General features: G+C 63.0%; 14 protein-coding genes. 6 read left to right on the top strand and 8 right to left on the bottom strand.

The features are described 5' to 3' along the window. Window positions 1-2: 2 nt before the first annotated feature. From ISG32_RS22605 to xdhC, 3 genes are all read right to left on the bottom strand, one after another. Window positions 3-1106 carry a BMP family ABC transporter substrate-binding protein gene (locus ISG32_RS22605; protein WP_194773292.1) on the bottom strand — a complete coding sequence of 368 codons (1104 nt, stop codon included), beginning with the start codon at window positions 1104-1106 and terminating at the stop codon, window positions 3-5. 269 nt (window positions 1107-1375) lie between these two features. After that, the gene (locus ISG32_RS22600) at window positions 1376-2635 is read right to left on the bottom strand and encodes a urate hydroxylase PuuD (RefSeq protein WP_194773291.1); all 1260 of its coding nucleotides are present in this window, start codon (window positions 2633-2635) and stop codon (window positions 1376-1378) included. A gap of 176 nt (window positions 2636-2811) precedes the next feature. Beyond that, the gene (gene xdhC, locus ISG32_RS22595; protein WP_228530033.1) at window positions 2812-3669 is read right to left on the bottom strand and encodes a xanthine dehydrogenase accessory protein XdhC; all 858 of its coding nucleotides are present in this window, start codon (window positions 3667-3669) and stop codon (window positions 2812-2814) included. Between the two features lie 289 nt (window positions 3670-3958). On the opposite strand from xdhC, the gene ISG32_RS22590 reads away from it, so the two are divergent. Next, window positions 3959-4438 (top strand): hypothetical protein, encoded by a 480-nt coding sequence (locus ISG32_RS22590; protein ID WP_323745985.1) that lies wholly within the window; start codon window positions 3959-3961, stop codon window positions 4436-4438. A 590-nt stretch (window positions 4439-5028) separates the two neighbouring features. Here ISG32_RS22590 and uraH read toward each other — a convergent pair. Beyond that, complete coding sequence (uraH, locus tag ISG32_RS22585; protein WP_194773289.1) at window positions 5029-5379, bottom strand: hydroxyisourate hydrolase; 351 nt, start codon at window positions 5377-5379, stop codon at window positions 5029-5031. Window positions 5380-5480: 101 nt separating this feature from the next. On the opposite strand from uraH, the gene ISG32_RS22580 reads away from it, so the two are divergent. The 5 genes from ISG32_RS22580 to ISG32_RS22560 all read left to right on the top strand — a co-directional run bounded on the left by ISG32_RS22580 (window position 5481) and on the right by ISG32_RS22560 (window position 10931). Next, a complete protein-coding gene (locus ISG32_RS22580) occupies window positions 5481-6158 on the top strand; it encodes a GntR family transcriptional regulator (protein WP_194773288.1) in 678 nt (225 codons plus the stop codon). Window positions 6159-6203: 45 nt separating this feature from the next. Beyond that, window positions 6204-7163, top strand: coding sequence for an allantoinase PuuE (gene puuE, locus ISG32_RS22575; RefSeq protein WP_194773287.1), 960 nt, complete (start codon window positions 6204-6206; stop codon window positions 7161-7163). Window positions 7164-7202: 39 nt separating this feature from the next. Beyond that, complete coding sequence (gene uraD / locus ISG32_RS22570) at window positions 7203-8984, top strand: 2-oxo-4-hydroxy-4-carboxy-5-ureidoimidazoline decarboxylase (RefSeq protein ID WP_194773286.1); 1782 nt, start codon at window positions 7203-7205, stop codon at window positions 8982-8984. 82 nt (window positions 8985-9066) lie between these two features. Next, on the top strand, window positions 9067-10335 hold the full coding sequence (locus ISG32_RS22565; RefSeq protein WP_194773285.1) for a M20 family metallopeptidase: 1269 nt from the start codon (window positions 9067-9069) through the stop codon (window positions 10333-10335). Beyond that, complete coding sequence (locus ISG32_RS22560) at window positions 10335-10931, top strand: hypothetical protein (protein ID WP_194773284.1); 597 nt, start codon at window positions 10335-10337, stop codon at window positions 10929-10931. The genes ISG32_RS22565 and ISG32_RS22560 overlap by 1 nt, the downstream gene beginning before the upstream one ends. 12 nt (window positions 10932-10943) lie before the next feature. Here the strand turns inward: ISG32_RS22560 and ligK are convergent, their stop codons facing one another. From ligK to ISG32_RS22540, 4 genes are all read right to left on the bottom strand, one after another. Continuing rightward, entirely contained in the window at window positions 10944-11627 is a 684-nt protein-coding gene (gene ligK / locus ISG32_RS22555) for a 4-carboxy-4-hydroxy-2-oxoadipate aldolase/oxaloacetate decarboxylase (RefSeq protein ID WP_194773283.1), read from the bottom strand. Between the two features lie 12 nt (window positions 11628-11639). Further along, entirely contained in the window at window positions 11640-12668 is a 1029-nt protein-coding gene (locus ISG32_RS22550; protein WP_194773282.1) for an amidohydrolase family protein, read from the bottom strand. Between the two features lie 47 nt (window positions 12669-12715). Then, window positions 12716-13702: a tripartite tricarboxylate transporter substrate binding protein gene (locus ISG32_RS22545; protein ID WP_228530032.1), complete on the bottom strand. Its 987-nt coding sequence runs from the start codon at window positions 13700-13702 to the stop codon at window positions 12716-12718. A gap of 158 nt (window positions 13703-13860) precedes the next feature. Next, window positions 13861-16332, bottom strand: a complete 2472-nt coding sequence (locus tag ISG32_RS22540; RefSeq protein WP_194773281.1) for an IPTL-CTERM sorting domain-containing protein — start codon at window positions 16330-16332, stop codon at window positions 13861-13863. Window positions 16333-16474: the final 142 nt, after the last annotated feature.

The following is a 16474-nucleotide window of genomic DNA, read 5'->3' as shown; positions in this document are numbered from 1 at the left end:
TATTACTTGCGCTTGGGTGCTTGCACGCCCTCGGCCAGCCAGTTCATCTGCAGGATCTGTTCGTCGGTCAAAGCCTTGCCAGCAGGGATCTGCTCGGTTCCTGCGTTGTCCCGGATCGCCTGCTTTCCTGCGCGGAAAGGCTGGAGCTTGCCGGTGGCGATGTCCTTTTCGCGGGCCTTCACTTCTTCGCGCACTGCGGTTGGAATTTTCGGGCTGTAGCCATCCATGCGGATCATGCCCTCGCGCACACCGCCCCAGCGGTCCTGGCTCTTCCAGGTGCCTGCTGCCACGGCCTTGACGCGGTCGGCGTAGTACCGGCCCCATTGGTGGGTGACGGAAACGAGTTGCGCGTCCGGGCCGACGTGGTTCATGTTGGAATGGAAACCGATGGCGTATTTGCCGCGTTCCTGGGCCGCGCCCATGATGGCAGTGGATGCGGTCTGGAATGCGACGACGTCGACGCCTTCGTTGAACAGCGCCATCGCGGCTTCGCGTTCCTTCGGGGGATCGAACCAGACATCGAGCCAGATCACCTTGACCACGGCTTTGGGATTCACCGAGCGCATGCCGAGGGCGAAGGCGTTGATGCCCTGCATCACTTCGGGAATCGGGAAGCCCGCGACGAAGCCAGCGGTGCCGCTTTTGCTCATGCGCCCCGCGAGCACGCCCGAGAGGTAGCGGCCTTCGTAGTAGCGCGCATTGGCGGTGGAGACGTTGTCGGCGCGCTTGTAGCCGGTGATGGACTCGAACTTCACGTTCGGGTAGTCCTTGGCCACGCGCATCGTCGGCTCCATGTAGCCAAAGCTCGGGGTGAAGATGATCTGGTTGCCCGATGCGGCAAGGTCCCGGATCACGCGCTCGGAATCCGCACCTTCGGCGACGTTTTCGACGAAGGTGGATTGCACCTTGTTGCCAAGCGCGGCGTCCATTTCCTTGCGGCCGGCCTCGTGCTGGTGCGTCCAGCCCGCGTCGGCGATCGGCGATACGTAGACGAACGCGGCCTTCACCGGAGCGTTTGCTGGCAACGGCGCTGCGGCTTGCGCTGAAAAAGTGGGGGAAAGGAAAAAACAGGCGGCCGCGAGCGCGGCAGCGAGGTTTTTGTACATGGTGTTCCTCTACATGGTCCCGATGAATCGCACAAAAAGAAAAGCTGCCGGGACAGCAGCTTTTCGTGCATGAAAGGCGCGGATTGTACGCGCGCCTGATTTTCCTTATGGCGTGTTTACGATCTCATCGCGAGGCTTGCAGGATGCGGATCGGGATGGGCTGCAAGGCGCAAACCGCAGCAATGGCTCGTGCCATTGCGAGGATTTGCAACGCGGCAGACCGCCCGATGCCGCGCCTGCAAGACCGTGTGGAGATCGTCAACACGCTCTTATGGCGTGGTCGGAGCGCCACCCTCATACCAGCGCTTGAACATGTCGCGCTCGTCATCGGTCAGACCGGCGGGGTTGCCGAACGGCATCTTCTTGAGCTGCACGACCTGAGTGTAGATCTGCTGCGCGTGGCTCTTGACCTCTTCCGGCGAATCGAACGCGATGTTCTTCTGCGCGATGGTCTTGGCGCTGTGGCAGACCACGCAGGCCTTTTCCATCACGCCATGCACCTCGTTGTAGGTGGGCACGCCGGCCGCTGCAGCCACGGGTGCGGCACCGGAGGCCGCCGGAGCGCTGGTCGCCGCAGGTGCGGCCACGGCCGCCTTGGGCGCGGGCTTGAGCCACGCGGCCACGCCGATGATAACCAGCACGCCGACCACGGCATAGGGCCATGGGTGGCTGTTGCGGCCAAGCTTGAAACCGTGGCGCAGCACGAAGAACTGGCGGATCGCGGCGCCCGCGAACATCATGAGGATCAGCACCAGCCAGTTGAGATCGTGGTTGTAGAGCCAGCCGTAGTGATTCGACAGCATGGCGAACAGCACCGGCAGCGTGAAGTAGGTGTTGTGCACCGAGCGCTGCTTGCCGCGCTTGCCGTGGATCGGATCGACGGGGCGACCCGCCTTGAGATCGGCGACCACCGTGCGCTGGCCGGGAATGATCCAGAAGAACACGTTGGCGCTCATCGAGGTCGCGAGCATCGCGCCCATCAGCAGGAACGCAGCCTGTCCGGGGAAGATGTGGCAGGCGAGGAAGGCCGCGATGCAGACCAGCACCAGCACCATCGCGCCGACGATGCCGTCGCCGTTCTTGCGCTGGCCGAACACGCGGCAGATGCCGTCGTACAGCAGCCAGAACACCACGAGGAACGCGAGCGCCGCCATGATGGCCATGCTGCTGGACATCGGGTTGGGGCTGGCCGGATTGACCAGATAGATGTTGGCGTTCCAGAGATACGAGACCGTCAGCAGCGCGAAGCCCGACAGCCAGGTGGTGTAGCTTTCCCAGTAGAACCAGTGCAGATGGTCCGGCAGCTTGGGCGGCGAGACGTTGAACTTGACCGGGTGATAGAAGCCCCCGCCGTGCACGGCCCAGAGCTCACCCGAGACGCCGTCGCGCTTCAGGTTTTCGTCGACCGGCGGCGTGAGGCTGCTGTCGAGAAAAACGAAATAGAACGAGGAGCCGACCCAGGCAATGGCGGTGATGACGTGGAGCCAGCGCAACAGCAGATTGGCCCAGTCGAGAATGTAGCTTTCCATGGCTCTCAACCTTACCTGCTCACCACTGCGGGCGCTCTGAGCAGAAAATTCTGGCCACGCACCTTGGTTTTTCTGGACTCATCCAGCTCCCTGGGCACCGCTGCGACCGACTTTTGCAGACACAAAGTGTATACAAAACAGAACGGACTCGCCATTCGACCAAACTAGTGATTACCCTAGATTTCCGAATTTTTTGACGAATCCAAGTAGACGGATTGCAACAACTGTGCCGCAACGGCCACGGCAATCACCTCTGGCTCCTTGCCCGTGATGCCCGGCACTCCGATGGGACAAGTGACGTGCGCGATCTCGCGCTCCTCAAACCCGCGCTGGCGCAGCCGACTCGTGAACACCGCGCGCTTGGTGGCACTGCCGATCAGCCCCACGAACGGCAGATCGCCCCGCTCGCGCTGGCGCTTGAGGCACGCGGCGACGATGTTCAGATCCTCCGCATGGCTGAAGCTCATGATCAGCACCCGCGCGCCCGCAGGCAGATCGTGCACGGCCCCCTCCACCGGATCGGAATGCTCGCACGCCACCTGTGGCGGCACATCGGCAGGAAACACGCTGTCGCGGCTGTCGATCCAGCGGATGGCGAACGGCAGCGTGCCCAGCACGTTCACCAGCGCATGCCCCACATGCCCGCCGCCGAACAGTGCCAGCGGATGCAACCCCGGCAACAACCGCGAGCGCAAGCCATCACGATGCGAAGCGTTCACCCATTCAAAGCGCAGATGCACCACCCCACCGCAGCACTGCCCCAGACTGGGGCCCAGCGCCCAACGACGGACAAAGCCATCGCCATCGCCATTCAGCCCACCGCCAGCCGCCAGCAGATTGCACGCCAGTTGAATCGCCTCGAGCTCCAGATGCCCACCACCAATCGTGCCAAGCACCGACGCGTCACCACCACCCAGCACGGCCATCCACGCGCCCCGCTCACGGGGCGCGGAGCCCTGTGTGGATTCCACGGTCACCAGACAGGCCGTACCGGTCTGCAAATGCTGCAGCAAGCGTTGAAGTGAAACGGACAAGGCAGTCACCCTCAGGGTTTCGGATAATCCATGCGGAGCAGCAAGAAACAGGCCGCATCCGTATTTGAACAAAGAAATGCCCACCCTGCCGTTACCCCGCCCCAACGCGAACAAAAAAGCCAGCAACCAGCGCTTGGCCTGGCTGGCCGTGCTTCTCGCAGCCATCGGCATGGCAGCGCTGGTGCACTACGTGGAAACGCAGAAACCGGCAACACCAGCACGCCCCACGCAACCAGCACAACCGGCTCCACCGGCGCAGACCACCCAACCCACACCGCCCGGCCCGCCGATCACCCCTCCAGTCATCCAACCAACGCCCCAGGCCGAATCACCCAGACCACCCCCAGCCCCGGCCAGCAAGCCATCCAAGCCCTCCAAACCCCAAACGCCCAAGCCACAAGCGGCCCCCAAGCCGGAACCGGAAAACGCATCGCACGCCATCACCCCACGCGCGTACAGGCAAGACGCCGCCCGCCACCTCTATGCCAGGAACGCGGCACGCATCTACAAGGGGAAACTGCAACCGCTGCTCTATGCAGTCGGCGTGCTGCAGGTGCATCTGGACCAGAACGGAAAAATCAAAAAACTCTACTGGATGCGCGCCCCACGACACGCGCCGGAAGTCATCCGGGAAATCGAGCGCACGGTACGCGCAGCGGCGCCCTATCCCGCGCCGGTGCGCATGGGGGGCGTGGTCTATACGGACACCTGGCTTTGGGACAAGTCAGGTAGGTTTCAGTTGGATACGTTGACTGAGGGGCAGTTGTAGGGGGCTCTGCGTGCTGGCTTCCCCTGCGCTGGTTGCGCGGGGGGATTTTTGACTGGCGTTTGCTGGGGTGTTGAGGGCGGAGGCCGGGACTGCCCCCGGCGGGGCAATCACTTTTTGCTTGCGCGCAAAAAGTAATCAAAAACGCGCTTTCAATACCTCCGGCGGAACTCGCTGCGTTCCTTCGTCACTCCGCTCGGGCAACCGCCGGAAATCAGTTTGGAAGAGGTGGTTGCGGCACTTTGCTTCGCTCGTGCCGGGGTGTTTGTGAACTTGGGTTGGGCGACTCACGCCCGCTGCTCTTTTGAACGACGTTGATCCCACAAGCAAATCAAAAATCGCGCAGCGCTGGCGCACCAACATCTCGCGAAGTCGCGAGATGCCCGGCACGAGCGAAGCGAAGTGCCGAACACACCTCCGAGTGAACATCTAGCTCGCGGCGGTTGCCCGAGCGGCGCGCGAAGCGCAAAGCGAGTTCTGCCGCGGGTATTCAAAAGCGCATTTTTGGTGACTTTTTGGGCAAGACCAAAAAGTTACTCCGCCGCCGGGCGGAACTCCCGGCCCCGGCCCTCAAACCCGGTCAACAGAAAAAATCAAGACCCCCGATAAGTGGAGTAACTCCAGGGACTGACCAACAAAGGCACGTGGTAATGCTGATCCACATGCGCCACCCCAAAATCCAAACTCACCTTGTTCAAAAAATTAGGCTCAGGCAACACAACGCCCAAAGAAGAAAAATAACCCGCCACATCGAAGGTCAACCGATAAGTCCCCACCTTCAACGTGGAGTTGTCGAACAACGGCGCATCCGTGCGCCCGTCATGGTTCAACGTCAGGCTCTTCACCAGCGTGGCCTGATCGCCATCCGTGCTGAAGAGTTGCACCTGCATGCCGGCTGCGGGGCGGCCATTCATGGTGTCGAGAACGTGGGTGCTCAGGCCCATAGGGATAACTCCTTAAACGAGGAATGGATTCGACTGTATCTCTGTCGACCAAAAGTGTATACAATTTTTGTGAACTTGACGCGCAAATATTAATTTTCAAAATGGAATCCTCCGCCACCAGCACCATCGCCGAATCGCTGACCCGTGCCATCGTCGAGCACAAGCTGCTGCCCGGCACCAAGCTCGGGGAGCAGAAGCTGGCCGACCACTTCGGTGTCTCGCGCACGCTGGTGCGCCAGGCGCTGTTCCAGCTCTCGCAGAACCGGCTGGTGACGCTGGAGCCCGCGCGTGGCGCGTTTGTCTCCACCCCATCTGTCGAAGAGGCCAAGCAGGTCTTCGCCGTGCGTCTGATGCTCGAGACCGCGATGACGCGCACCTTCGTTGAGCAGGTCAAGCCAGCGCAGATCAAGGCTCTGAAGTCCCACATCGCCGCGGAAAAGAAAGCCATGGAACGCAACGACGTCGGCCAGCGCACCGAGCTGCTCGGCGACTTCCACGTGGTGATGGCCGAGCTCATGGGCAACGGCGTGCTCGCGCAGATGCTCGGCGACCTGATCTCGCGCTGTGCGCTGATCACGCTGATGTACCAGAGCACCACGGCCGCCGAACACTCGCACGAGGAGCACGAGGCCATCGTCCATGCGCTCGCCAACAAGGACGCAGAGACTGCCGTGCGCCTGATGCAGGAACATTTGCTGCACGTGGAAGAAGGTCTCACCTTCGACCGCGACATGCCCACGAGCGACCTGTCCATGGCGCTCTCCTCGGTCGCGAGCTGACCGATCCGCGCCACCCATTGCACTGACGAAGAATTGAATACGCACATGACCTACGACGCCTGCGCTCCCTACCCTCGCGATCTTGTCGGCTACGGCCGCAACACCCCGAACCCCGAATGGCCGAACAAGGCGCGCGTGGCGGTGCAGTTCGTGCTGAACTACGAGGAAGGCGGCGAGAACTGCGTGCTGCACGGCGATGCGGCGAGCGAGCAGTTCCTCTCGGAAATGTTCAACCCGGCGGCCTACCCTGAGCGCCACATGAGCATGGAAGGCATCTACGAATACGGCTCACGCGCGGGCGTGTGGCGTCTGCTGCGCGAATTCGAAAAGCGCGGTCTGCCGCTCACCGTGTTCGGCGTGGCAACCGCCCTGCAGCGCCACCGCGAAGTCGCCCAGGCCTTTGACGAACTCGGCCATGAAGTGGCCTGCCACGGCCTCAAGTGGATTCACTATCAGGGCGTTCCTGAAGAAATCGAACGCGCCCACATGGCGCAATGCATGGACATCTTCGGCGAGCTCTACGGCAAGAACAGTGACCACGGTCTCGGCTGGTACACGGGCCGCGACAGCCCCAACACGCACCGCCTCGTGGCCGACAACGGCGGCTTCACCTACGACAGCGACTACTACGGCGACGACCTTCCGTTCTGGATGACGGTGAAGAAAACCGACGGCGGCCATCACCAGCAGCTTGTCGTGCCCTACACGCTCGACTGCAACGACATGCGCTTCGCGCTGCCCCAAGGCTACTCGTACGCCGATCCGTTCTTCCAGTATTTGAAGGACACTTTCGACGTGCTCTACGCGGAAGGCGACGCGAACGGCGACAACGCGCCCAAGATGATGAGCATCGGCATGCATTGCCGTCTGCTTGGAAAACCCGGGCGCATCACCGCGCTGCAGCGTTTTCTCGACCACATCCAGCAGCACGACAACGTGTGGGTGGCGCGCCGCATCGACATCGCGCGCCACTGGGCCCAGCGCTTCCCCGCGCCCGCCCTCTGACCGCCACGCATGCACTTATTGATGAACGGAGACGACGCCATGCCACTCACCATAGATCAACTCAACGCCGCCGATCCCGCCCAGGGCACCCAACTGCTGGACGGCATCTATGAACACTCCCCTTGGATCGCCGAGCAGGCGATGGCGGCGCGTCCGTTCAAGTCGCTCGCGCACCTCAAGCATGCGATGGCCAAGGTGGTGAACACGGCTTCGCAGCAAGCCCAGCTCGACCTGATCCGCGCCCACCCCGAACTCGCGGGCAAGGCCATGGTGTCCAAGACGCTCACGGCCGAGTCGACCAACGAGCAGAGCAAGGCGGGCCTCACCCAGTGCACGCCCGAAGAGTTCACCCGCATCCAGCAGCTCAACACCGACTACAACGCGCGCTTCGGCTTTCCGTTCATCCTCGCCGTGCGCGGACCGCGCGGCACGGGTCTCGCCAAGCAGGAGATCATCGACACCTTCGCGCGCCGTCTCGACAACCATCCCGACTTCGAGCGCGCCGAGGCGCTGCGCAACATCCACCGGATCGCCGAAATCCGCCTGAACGACAAGTTCGCGTTCGAGCCCACGCTCGGCAACGACGTCTGGGACTGGCAGGAGCGCCTGTCGCAGCACACCGACAAGGGCTACGAAGAACTCGGTCAGCTCACCGTCACCTACCTCACAGACGCGCACCGCGCCTGCGCCCAGCGCATTAGCCACTGGATGCGTGACTGCGGCTTCGACGAGGTCGAGATCGACGCGGTCGGCAACGTCGTGGGCCGCTACAAGCCCGCCAACGAAGGCGGCAAGTACCTGCTCACCGGCAGCCACTACGACACCGTGCGCAACGGCGGAAAGTACGACGGCCGTCTGGGCATCTTCGTGCCCATGGCCTGCGTGCGCGAGCTGCAGCGCCAGAACAGGCGCCTGCCCTTCGGCATCGAGGTCGTAGCATTCGCTGAAGAGGAAGGCCAGCGCTACAAGGCCACCTTCCTCGGCTCCGGCGCGCTGATCGGCGACTTCAAACAGGCCTGGCTCGACCAGCAGGACGCCGACGGCATCACCATGCGCGAGGCCATGCAGCACGCGGGTCTGTGCATCGACGACATCCCCAAGCTCCAACGCAACGCCGCCGATTACCTCGGCTTCATCGAGGTGCACATCGAGCAGGGCCCGGTGCTCAACGAGCTCGACATCCCTCTCGGCGTGGTCACCTCGATCAACGGCAGCCAGCGCTATATCTGCGAGATGATCGGCATGGCCAGCCACGCAGGCACCACGCCCATGGACCGCCGCCGCGACGCTGCCGTCGGCGTGGCCGAACTCGCGCTCTATGTGGAACACCGCGCCACGCAGGATGGCGACAGCGTCGCCACCATCGGCCAGCTCCACGTGCCCAACGGCTCGATCAACGTCGTGCCCGGCCGCTGCCTGTTCAGCCTCGACATGCGCGCGCCGACCAACGCGCAGCGCGATGCGTTGGTCAAGGACATCCTCGCCAAGCTCGACGAAATCGCCAAGCGCCGCGGACTGCACTACAAGGCAGAAATGTCCATGAGCGCCGACGCCGCACCGAGCGCGCCCGAATGGCAAAAGCGCTGGGAAAACGCGGTCAACGCGCTCGGCGTACCGCTGTTCCGCATGCCCAGCGGCGCGGGCCACGACGCGATGAAGATCCACGAAATCATGCCCCAGGCCATGCTGTTCACGCGCGGACTGAACTCGGGCATCAGCCACAACCCGCTGGAATCCACCACGTCGGACGACATGCAGCTCTCCATCGACGCGTTCAGCCATGTGCTCGCGCAGCTCGCCGCAGAAGAACAAAAGGCCTGAGCCACACACTCTCTCTGTAATGCTCCCGCATTGATCTTGAACCCATCCCACCCACAATCGAAACGACAACGAAGGACTCGCAATGACCCAAGACCGCCAAGCCACCTATGCTGCGCTCGACGCATGGATTGACCAGCATTTCGATGAGCAGGTGCGCTTCCTTCAGGCCCTCGTCCAGGTTCCCACCGACACGCCTCCGGGCAACAACGCGCCCCACGCCGAGCGCACGGCCGAGCTGATCAAGTCCTTCGGTTTCGACGCAGAAAAGCACGCCGTGCCCGAGCAGGACGTGAAGGACTACGGCATGCAGTCCATCACCAACCTGATCGTGCGCCGCCCCTATGGCGACGGCGGCAAGACGATTGCGCTGAACGCCCACGGCGACGTGGTGCCGCCCGGCGAAGGCTGGACGCATGACCCCTACGGCGCTGAAATCGTGGACGGCAAAATGTACGGCCGCGCGACGGCCGTGAGCAAGAGTGATTTCTCAACCTTCACTTTCGCGGTGCGCGCACTCGAGGCCGTGGCCAAGCCGGCCAAAGGCAACGTCGAACTGCACTTCACCTACGACGAAGAATTCGGCGGCCTGCTCGGTCCCGGCTGGCTGCTCGAAAAGGGTTTGACCAAGCCCGACCTGATGATCGCCGCTGGCTTCAGCTACGAAGTCGTCACCGCGCACAACGGTTGCCTGCAGATGGAAGTCACCATCCACGGCAAGATGGCCCACGCGGCCGTGCCGGACACCGGCGTCGACGCTTTGCAGGCCGCCACGGCGGTGCTCAACGCGCTGTACGGCGAGAACGTGAAGTACAAGCAGGTGCTCTCCAAAGTCACCGGCATCAAGCACCCCTATGTGAACGTGGGCCGCATCGAAGGCGGCACCAACACCAACGTGGTGCCCGGCAAGGTCGTTCTCAAGGTCGACCGCCGCATGATCCCCGAAGAGAACCCGCAGGAAGTCGAAGCGACCATCCACCAGGTGATGCGCAACGCCATCGCCGAGTTCAACGCGCAGCACGGTTTCACCGGCGAGAACGCGGTGACCATCGACATCAAGCAATTGGTGCTGGCCAACGCGATGACCCCGCTCGCCGGCAACAAGCCGCTGGTGGACGCCATCCAAACGCATGGCGAGGCGGTGTTCGGTTCGCGTCCTCCGGCTGTCGGAACGCCTCTTTATACCGACGTGCGTTTGTATGTGGAGCGCGGGATTCCGGGGGTGATTTATGGGGCCGGTCCTCGGACCGTGCTGGAGTCGCATGCCAAGCGGTCGGATGAACGGGTGGAGCTTGAAGACTTGCGTCGGGCTACCAAGGTCATTGCCCGGTCTCTGGTTGATTTGTTGGCTTAGTGTTTTCTCTGTCCTGCGGGGTGCTTGGTTCTCTGGATTTTTCAAGCTTGTTCTTGGAGTTATTTTCAGAGGCCGGGACTGCCCCCGGCGGGGCAGTAACTTTTTGCTTGCGCGCAAAAAGTCACCAAAAACGCGCTTTCAATACCTCCGGCAGAACTCGCTTTGCGCTGCGCGCTCCGCTCGGACAACTGCCGGAAATCAGTTTTGAAGAGGTGGTTGCGGCACGTCGCTGCGCTCGTGCCGGGGTGCTTGCAGAGTTGGGTTGGGCGACCCATGCCCGTTGCTCTTTTGAAGAAATTGATTCAGCGAGCAAATCAAAAAAATCGCGCAGCACTGGCACCCCAGCATCTCGCGAAGTCGCGAGATGCCCGGCACGAGCGCAGCAACGTGCCGAACACACCTCTTATGAAAACTCTGACTCGCGGCGGTTGCCCGAGCGGCGCGCGCAGCGCAAAGCGAGTTCTGCCGCGGGTATTCAAAAGCGCATTTTTGGTGACTTTTTGGGCAAGACCAAAAAGTTACTCCGCCGCCGGGCGGAACTCCCGGCCTCCGGAAGCAAACACCCAGCAGCTCCTCAAAAATCCAAAAGAGATTGAGCGAGAAAAAACTCAATCCACGTACCGAAGCCCCGCAGCAGCCAACGGCTCCCTCATCGAATACATATCCAACCCCAAAACACCTGAAGCCAACTTATCCCGCTTCGCCGCCTCATTGGCCTCCCGCTTCAAAGCAGCCTCCAACGTAGAAGCAGCCAAGGAACGAGGCACACAAACCACCCCATCATCATCCGCAACGATCACATCGCCCGGCGTGACAAACGCCCCCGCGCACACCACCGGCACGTTCACAGACCCGAGCGTAGCCTTGATCGTCCCCTTGCTGCTGATCGCCTTGCTCCAGACGGGAAACTGCATTTCAGTCAGCGTCTTCACATCCCGCACGCCTGCGTCGATGATCAGCGCCCTCGCACCGCGCGCCTTGAAGCTGGTGGCCAGCAGGTCGCCGAAGTAGCCATCGGTGCATTCCGCCGTGATGGCCGCGACGACGATGTCGCCGGGTTGGATCTGCTCGGCAGCGACGTGCATCATCCAGTTGTCGCCGGGGTGCAGCAGCACGGTGACTGCGGTGCCCGAGACCTGCGCACCCGCATAGATCGGGCGCATATAGGGTTTGAGCAGACCGACGCGGCCCATGGCTTCGTGCACTGTGGCGGAGCCCAGTGATGCCAGCGCGTCAGTGGTGGCGCGGTCGGTGCGCTCAATGTTGCGGTAGACGACTCCGAGTTCGTACATGGTGAATAGTCCTTAGAGGTTCTTGGCCTTGAGTTGCGCGTCGAGGCGCGTGAAGACGCGGCGGGCGTTGCCTTCAAAGACCATGTGGCGTTCGGCGTCGCTCAGGTTGGCCGTCGCGTTCACATAGCGCTTGGTGTCGTCGTAATGGTGACCGGTCTGCGGATCAATGCCGCGCACGGCGCCGATCATTTCGCTGGCGAACAAAATGTTCTTCACTGGGATGACCTTGGTGAGCAGGTCGATGCCGGGCTGGTGATAGACGCAGGTGTCGAAATAGATGTTGTTGAGCAGATGCTCTTCGAGCAAGGGCTTCTTCATTTCCTGCGCGAGGCCGCGGAAACGGCCCCAGTGGTACGGCGCTGCCCCGCCGCCGTGCGGCACGACGAACTTGAGCGTCGGGAAATCCTTGAACAGATCGCCCTGGATGAGCTGCATCACCGCCGTGGTGTCGGCGTTCAGATAATGCGCGCCGGTGGTGTGAAAGCAGGCGTTGCAGCTGGTGCTCACGTGGATCATCGCGGGGATGTCGTACTCGACCATCTTTTCGTAGAGGGGGTACCAGTGGCGGTCGGTGAGCGGTGGGCTGGTCCAGTGGCCGCCGCTCGGGTCCGGGTTCAGGTTGATGCCGACGTTGCCGTATTCCTTCACGCATTTTTCGAGTTCGGGAATGCAAGTCTTCGGGTCCACGCCGGGCGATTGCGGCAGCATGGCCGCGCCGACAAAGTGATCGGGGAAGAGTTGCGACACGCGATGGCAGAGCTCGTTGCAGATCGCCGCCCAGGTGCTCGAGACTTCGAAGTCGCCGATGTGATGAGCCATGAAGCTCGCGCGAGGGCTGAAGATGGTCAGGTCTGCGCCGCGCTCCTTCATCAGGCGCAGCTGGTTGGTCTCGATGGACTCGCGCAGCTCGTCGTCGCTGATCTTCAGATCGCTCGCGCGCGGCTTCTGCGTCGGGTCCTGGATGCCTGCGATCTGCGCATTGCGCCAATTTTCAAGCGCCTTGGGGGCCGTGGTGTAGTGGCCGTGGCAATCGATGATCATGTGAACTCTCCCCTTCTCTGTTGGAAAAATTATTCTTTCAACCTGGCTCAGTCCGCCTTGATGTTCGCGTCGTGGATCACCTTTTCCCACTTGGCGGATTCGCTCTTGAGGAAAGCCGCCGCGTCCGCCGAAGACGAAGGCGTGATCACCGCACCCAGAGCGTTGAGCCGCTCGCGCACGCCCGGATCCGCGAGTGCCTTGAGGGTTTCGGCATTGAGCTTGCTGACGATGTCGGCCGGTGTCTTGGCCGGTGCCATCAGCACCCACCAGACGCTCGCGTCAAATCCGGTGACGCCCGCCTCCGCCATGGTCGGCACGTTGGGCAGCATGGGCGCGCGCTTCTCGCCGGTCACGGCCAGTGCCTTGAGCTTGCCGGATTGCACGTGCGGCAGCACCTCGAGCGGGTTGAGCAGCATGAAGTTCAGGCGTCCCGCGATCAGATCGATCAGCGCGGGCGAGCCGCCCTTGTAGGCCACGTGCAGCGCGTCGAACTTGCCGACCGACTCAAACAGCGCACCGGCCAGATGGCCCGAGCTGCCGTTGCCGGCCGAGCCATAGTTCATCGCGCCGGGCTTGGCGCGTGCGGCGGCGACGAGTTCCTGCACGTTCTTGTACTGCGCGTCGGCAGGGGTGACGAGCACCAGCGGCGCGTAGCCGATGCGCGCGATCGGCGTGAAGTCGCGCAGGCCGTTGAACGACAGGTTCGGGTACAGCGTGTTGTTGGTCACCACGCCATTGGCGCCGACGAGCAGCGAGTAGCCATCCGCTGGCGACTTGGCGACGTTCTCGGTGCCGATGTTGGCATTCGCGCCGGGCTTGTTGTCGACGATGACGGGCTGGCCCATCTGCACGGCCAGGCGCTCGCCCACGCTGCGGCCCACGGTGTCCACCGCGCCGCCAGCGGCAAACGGCACGACCAGCCGCACCGGCTTGTTGGGATAGGCGGCCTGCGACCACGCTGCGGCGCTTGCGCACAGCAGCACCAGGGCCATCGCGCCACGGCGGCGCAGTTGTTGGGTGAAGGGGGTCTTCATGTCTATCTCCTGAATCGGCTTTGCAACAGGACCGCAGAGTAGACACGGAAGTTTCGCCCGCCAACACCATTCCATCCAGTGAAACGATTATCCCAAACAGAACGGCCCCGCCGGATGCGAATCCGACGGGGCCGTGTTCACCGACCGGCTTGAACGGTTCAGCGCTTGAGGCGCCTCACGCCGAAGGCCAGAAGTGCAAAGCTCATCAGCCACAGCGCCACATCACCAAGCGTCGGCACCGGCTGGGGCGTGGCGGCGATGGCGGCGATGACGGTCTGCGTCATCGTCATGCTGGCTGCGGCGGTCTGCGTGTCGCCCGAATAGGTCGCGACGATGGTGTGGCTTCCAGCCGCGAGCGCGGGCGAGGTCCAACTTGCGCTGCCGCCGACAAGCGGTACAGAGCCGATAGGCGCGCCGTTGTCGGTGAAATCAATGGTGCCGGTGGGCACGGCGGGAGCCACCTTGGTGCGCTTGCTCAAACTCTGGGAGGCGAGCGTTTCGGTGCTCACCACGACGTTGAACGTCACCGCATCGCCGGGCCGCGAGGGGTTGGGCGTGGAGGTGATCGTCACCGTGCTGCGGATCTTCTCTGGCTCGGGCGCAGCGGCCACCTCGAGGGTATAGGCGCGCTCGGCCACGCTGCCGCCTGCGTCCTTGACCTGCACGGTGAACGCGAAGGATCCGCTGGCCGTGGGCGTGCCGCTCAACGCGCCATCGCTGCCCAGTTGCATGCCGGGCGGCAGGCTGCCGGCGACGATGCTGTAGGTGTAGGGTGCGGTACCGCCAAGCACCGGCAGGCTGCCTTCGTAGTTCTGGTTCTGCGTGCCGCCCGCGAGTTGCGGCAGCGCGAGCGCGAGAGGCTTGATCACGAACGTCGCCATCACCGACTTGTGGTCCGTGGGCCAGTCCGAGAGAGGCTCGAGGATCGGGTCTTCGCCGGTTTCTTCCACGCGCTGGTTGCGCAGGATGGACTTGCGCGGACCGACGACGGTCGCGCCCTGCAGGGCGAGGCGTGCGTCGGGCTGATAGAACACGTAGTCGATGCGGTCGCGCTCGTCGGCGTCCGGTGCCCAGGTGAGGCTGGTCGTGGGCTTGAGCGGGTTGTCCGAGGGCCAGGTGAAGCCAGGATGGGTGACCGGATTCGGGAACTTCACGCGATACGCGTCCAGATAGCCCGCCTGCTCCAGAAGCGTGGTGCTCTGCCACGGAATGACGGTTCCGTTGTGGTCGTAAAGCGCCTTGGTGGCCTCGTTCCAGTCGAGATGCGAGGGCTCATTGAAGTCGCCCGCCATCACAACGAGACGGCCCTTGTCGCGCTCCAGCTTGGCGTCGGCGATGAACTGGCGTATCGATTCGGGGCGGCCCGATTTTTCGTTGAGATCCAGAATCAGCGGCACGTCGGTGATCGGACCCGTCGGGATCTTGTTCCAGCCATATTCGCTGGTCGGGTTGCCCGCAGGTGTGCCGCCGCCATAGGCGCGCGGCAGATAGCAGACGTACCACTGATACGCCAGGTGTCCCGAATAGACCGCGACCGGCGTGCCGTTCACGTTGATCACCGCCTTGGAGAAACGGTTGAACTCCGAGGTCTCGATGATCGGATAGCGCGAGACCACGCCCACGTCCTTGTCCGGTCCATAGGAGTGGAACAGATAGCCGCGCTTGGCGAGGTCGTTCACGAGTTGCACGCCGTAGGCCTGTCCGGTTTCGCTGAGCGTGACCACGTCGGCGCCAGTGTCGCGGATCACGTCGGCGATCATGTCAGGCCCACCCGCGCCCACGCCCGTGCCGCGCAGCCAGACGTTGAACTGCAGCACCTTGAGCTCGGTGGATTTGCCATCGAACGCCGGAGGGCCGATGAGCGTGGAGGGATCGATGGGCTTGGCCTTCACTTCGAACAACACCGGCGGCGCCATCCACTGGTAGCCATCATTGGCGAGCAGGAACGCCGCGTAGGTGCCTGCCGCGAGGCCCGTCACGTCCCACTGTCCGCTCGCACTGGCCGCGTACTTGTACTGGGTCGACGAGTTGGATTGCGCGAAGCTCCACGGGCCGTCGCTCTTGACGCCGGGGCCGTCCTCATAGCGCCAGACTCCAATCCAGTTCTTGGCGGCAGGCGTGATGCCGCCGTACTGCAGCGACACGCTCGCGCCGACGTCATAGCTGCGCAGATTGCTGGTCAGACTGCCGACCTCGCGCTGTGCGCTGCCATCTTCCGTCACCCAGAAGACGATGGGCGTGGACAGCCACGCATAGCCGTCATCGGCCAGCAGAAACGCCACATGGCGTCCCGGCGCGACGCCCTTGAGAGTGACCTCGCCCGAGGCGGTCGCAGGGAGATAGGCCCATTGGAGCGAACCCTGCCCGCCGTTGGTCGCGCGGTCCCATACGCCGTAGCGCGTGCCCGAATCGGGATAGGACCAGATGCCGACCCAATGCGTTTTGCCGGGCGTCGCGATGTCCTGGAAGACCGCCTTGATGGTCTCGTCGCGCTGATAGACAGCCTTGTCCAACTGCCATTGCGCGGGGGCCGCCGCGCTCGCCGGTTGTGGCAACATCCACGCCAGCACCATGCAGATGCACACCATCCAGACCCTCGCCGCCGCTGCCCGAAGGCTCGTACTTTTCATTGTTTCATCAATCATGTGGGAATCGCTCGTTCAATCCGCTCACGCGCCAAGCCGCGCACGTCAAACCCGGCAGAGTAGTCAACGAACGTTACATATCGATGAAAGAGCGATGGCGGGCCACCGTCGAGGGAAATGGAAGACC

Origin of the sequence: Diaphorobacter caeni, from assembly GCF_015354245.1 — a bacterium.
Classification (GTDB): domain Bacteria; phylum Pseudomonadota; class Gammaproteobacteria; order Burkholderiales; family Burkholderiaceae_C; genus Diaphorobacter_A; species Diaphorobacter_A caeni.
Note: the sequence above shows the minus strand (reverse complement) of the source record. Positions and strands in the feature narration are given on the sequence as shown.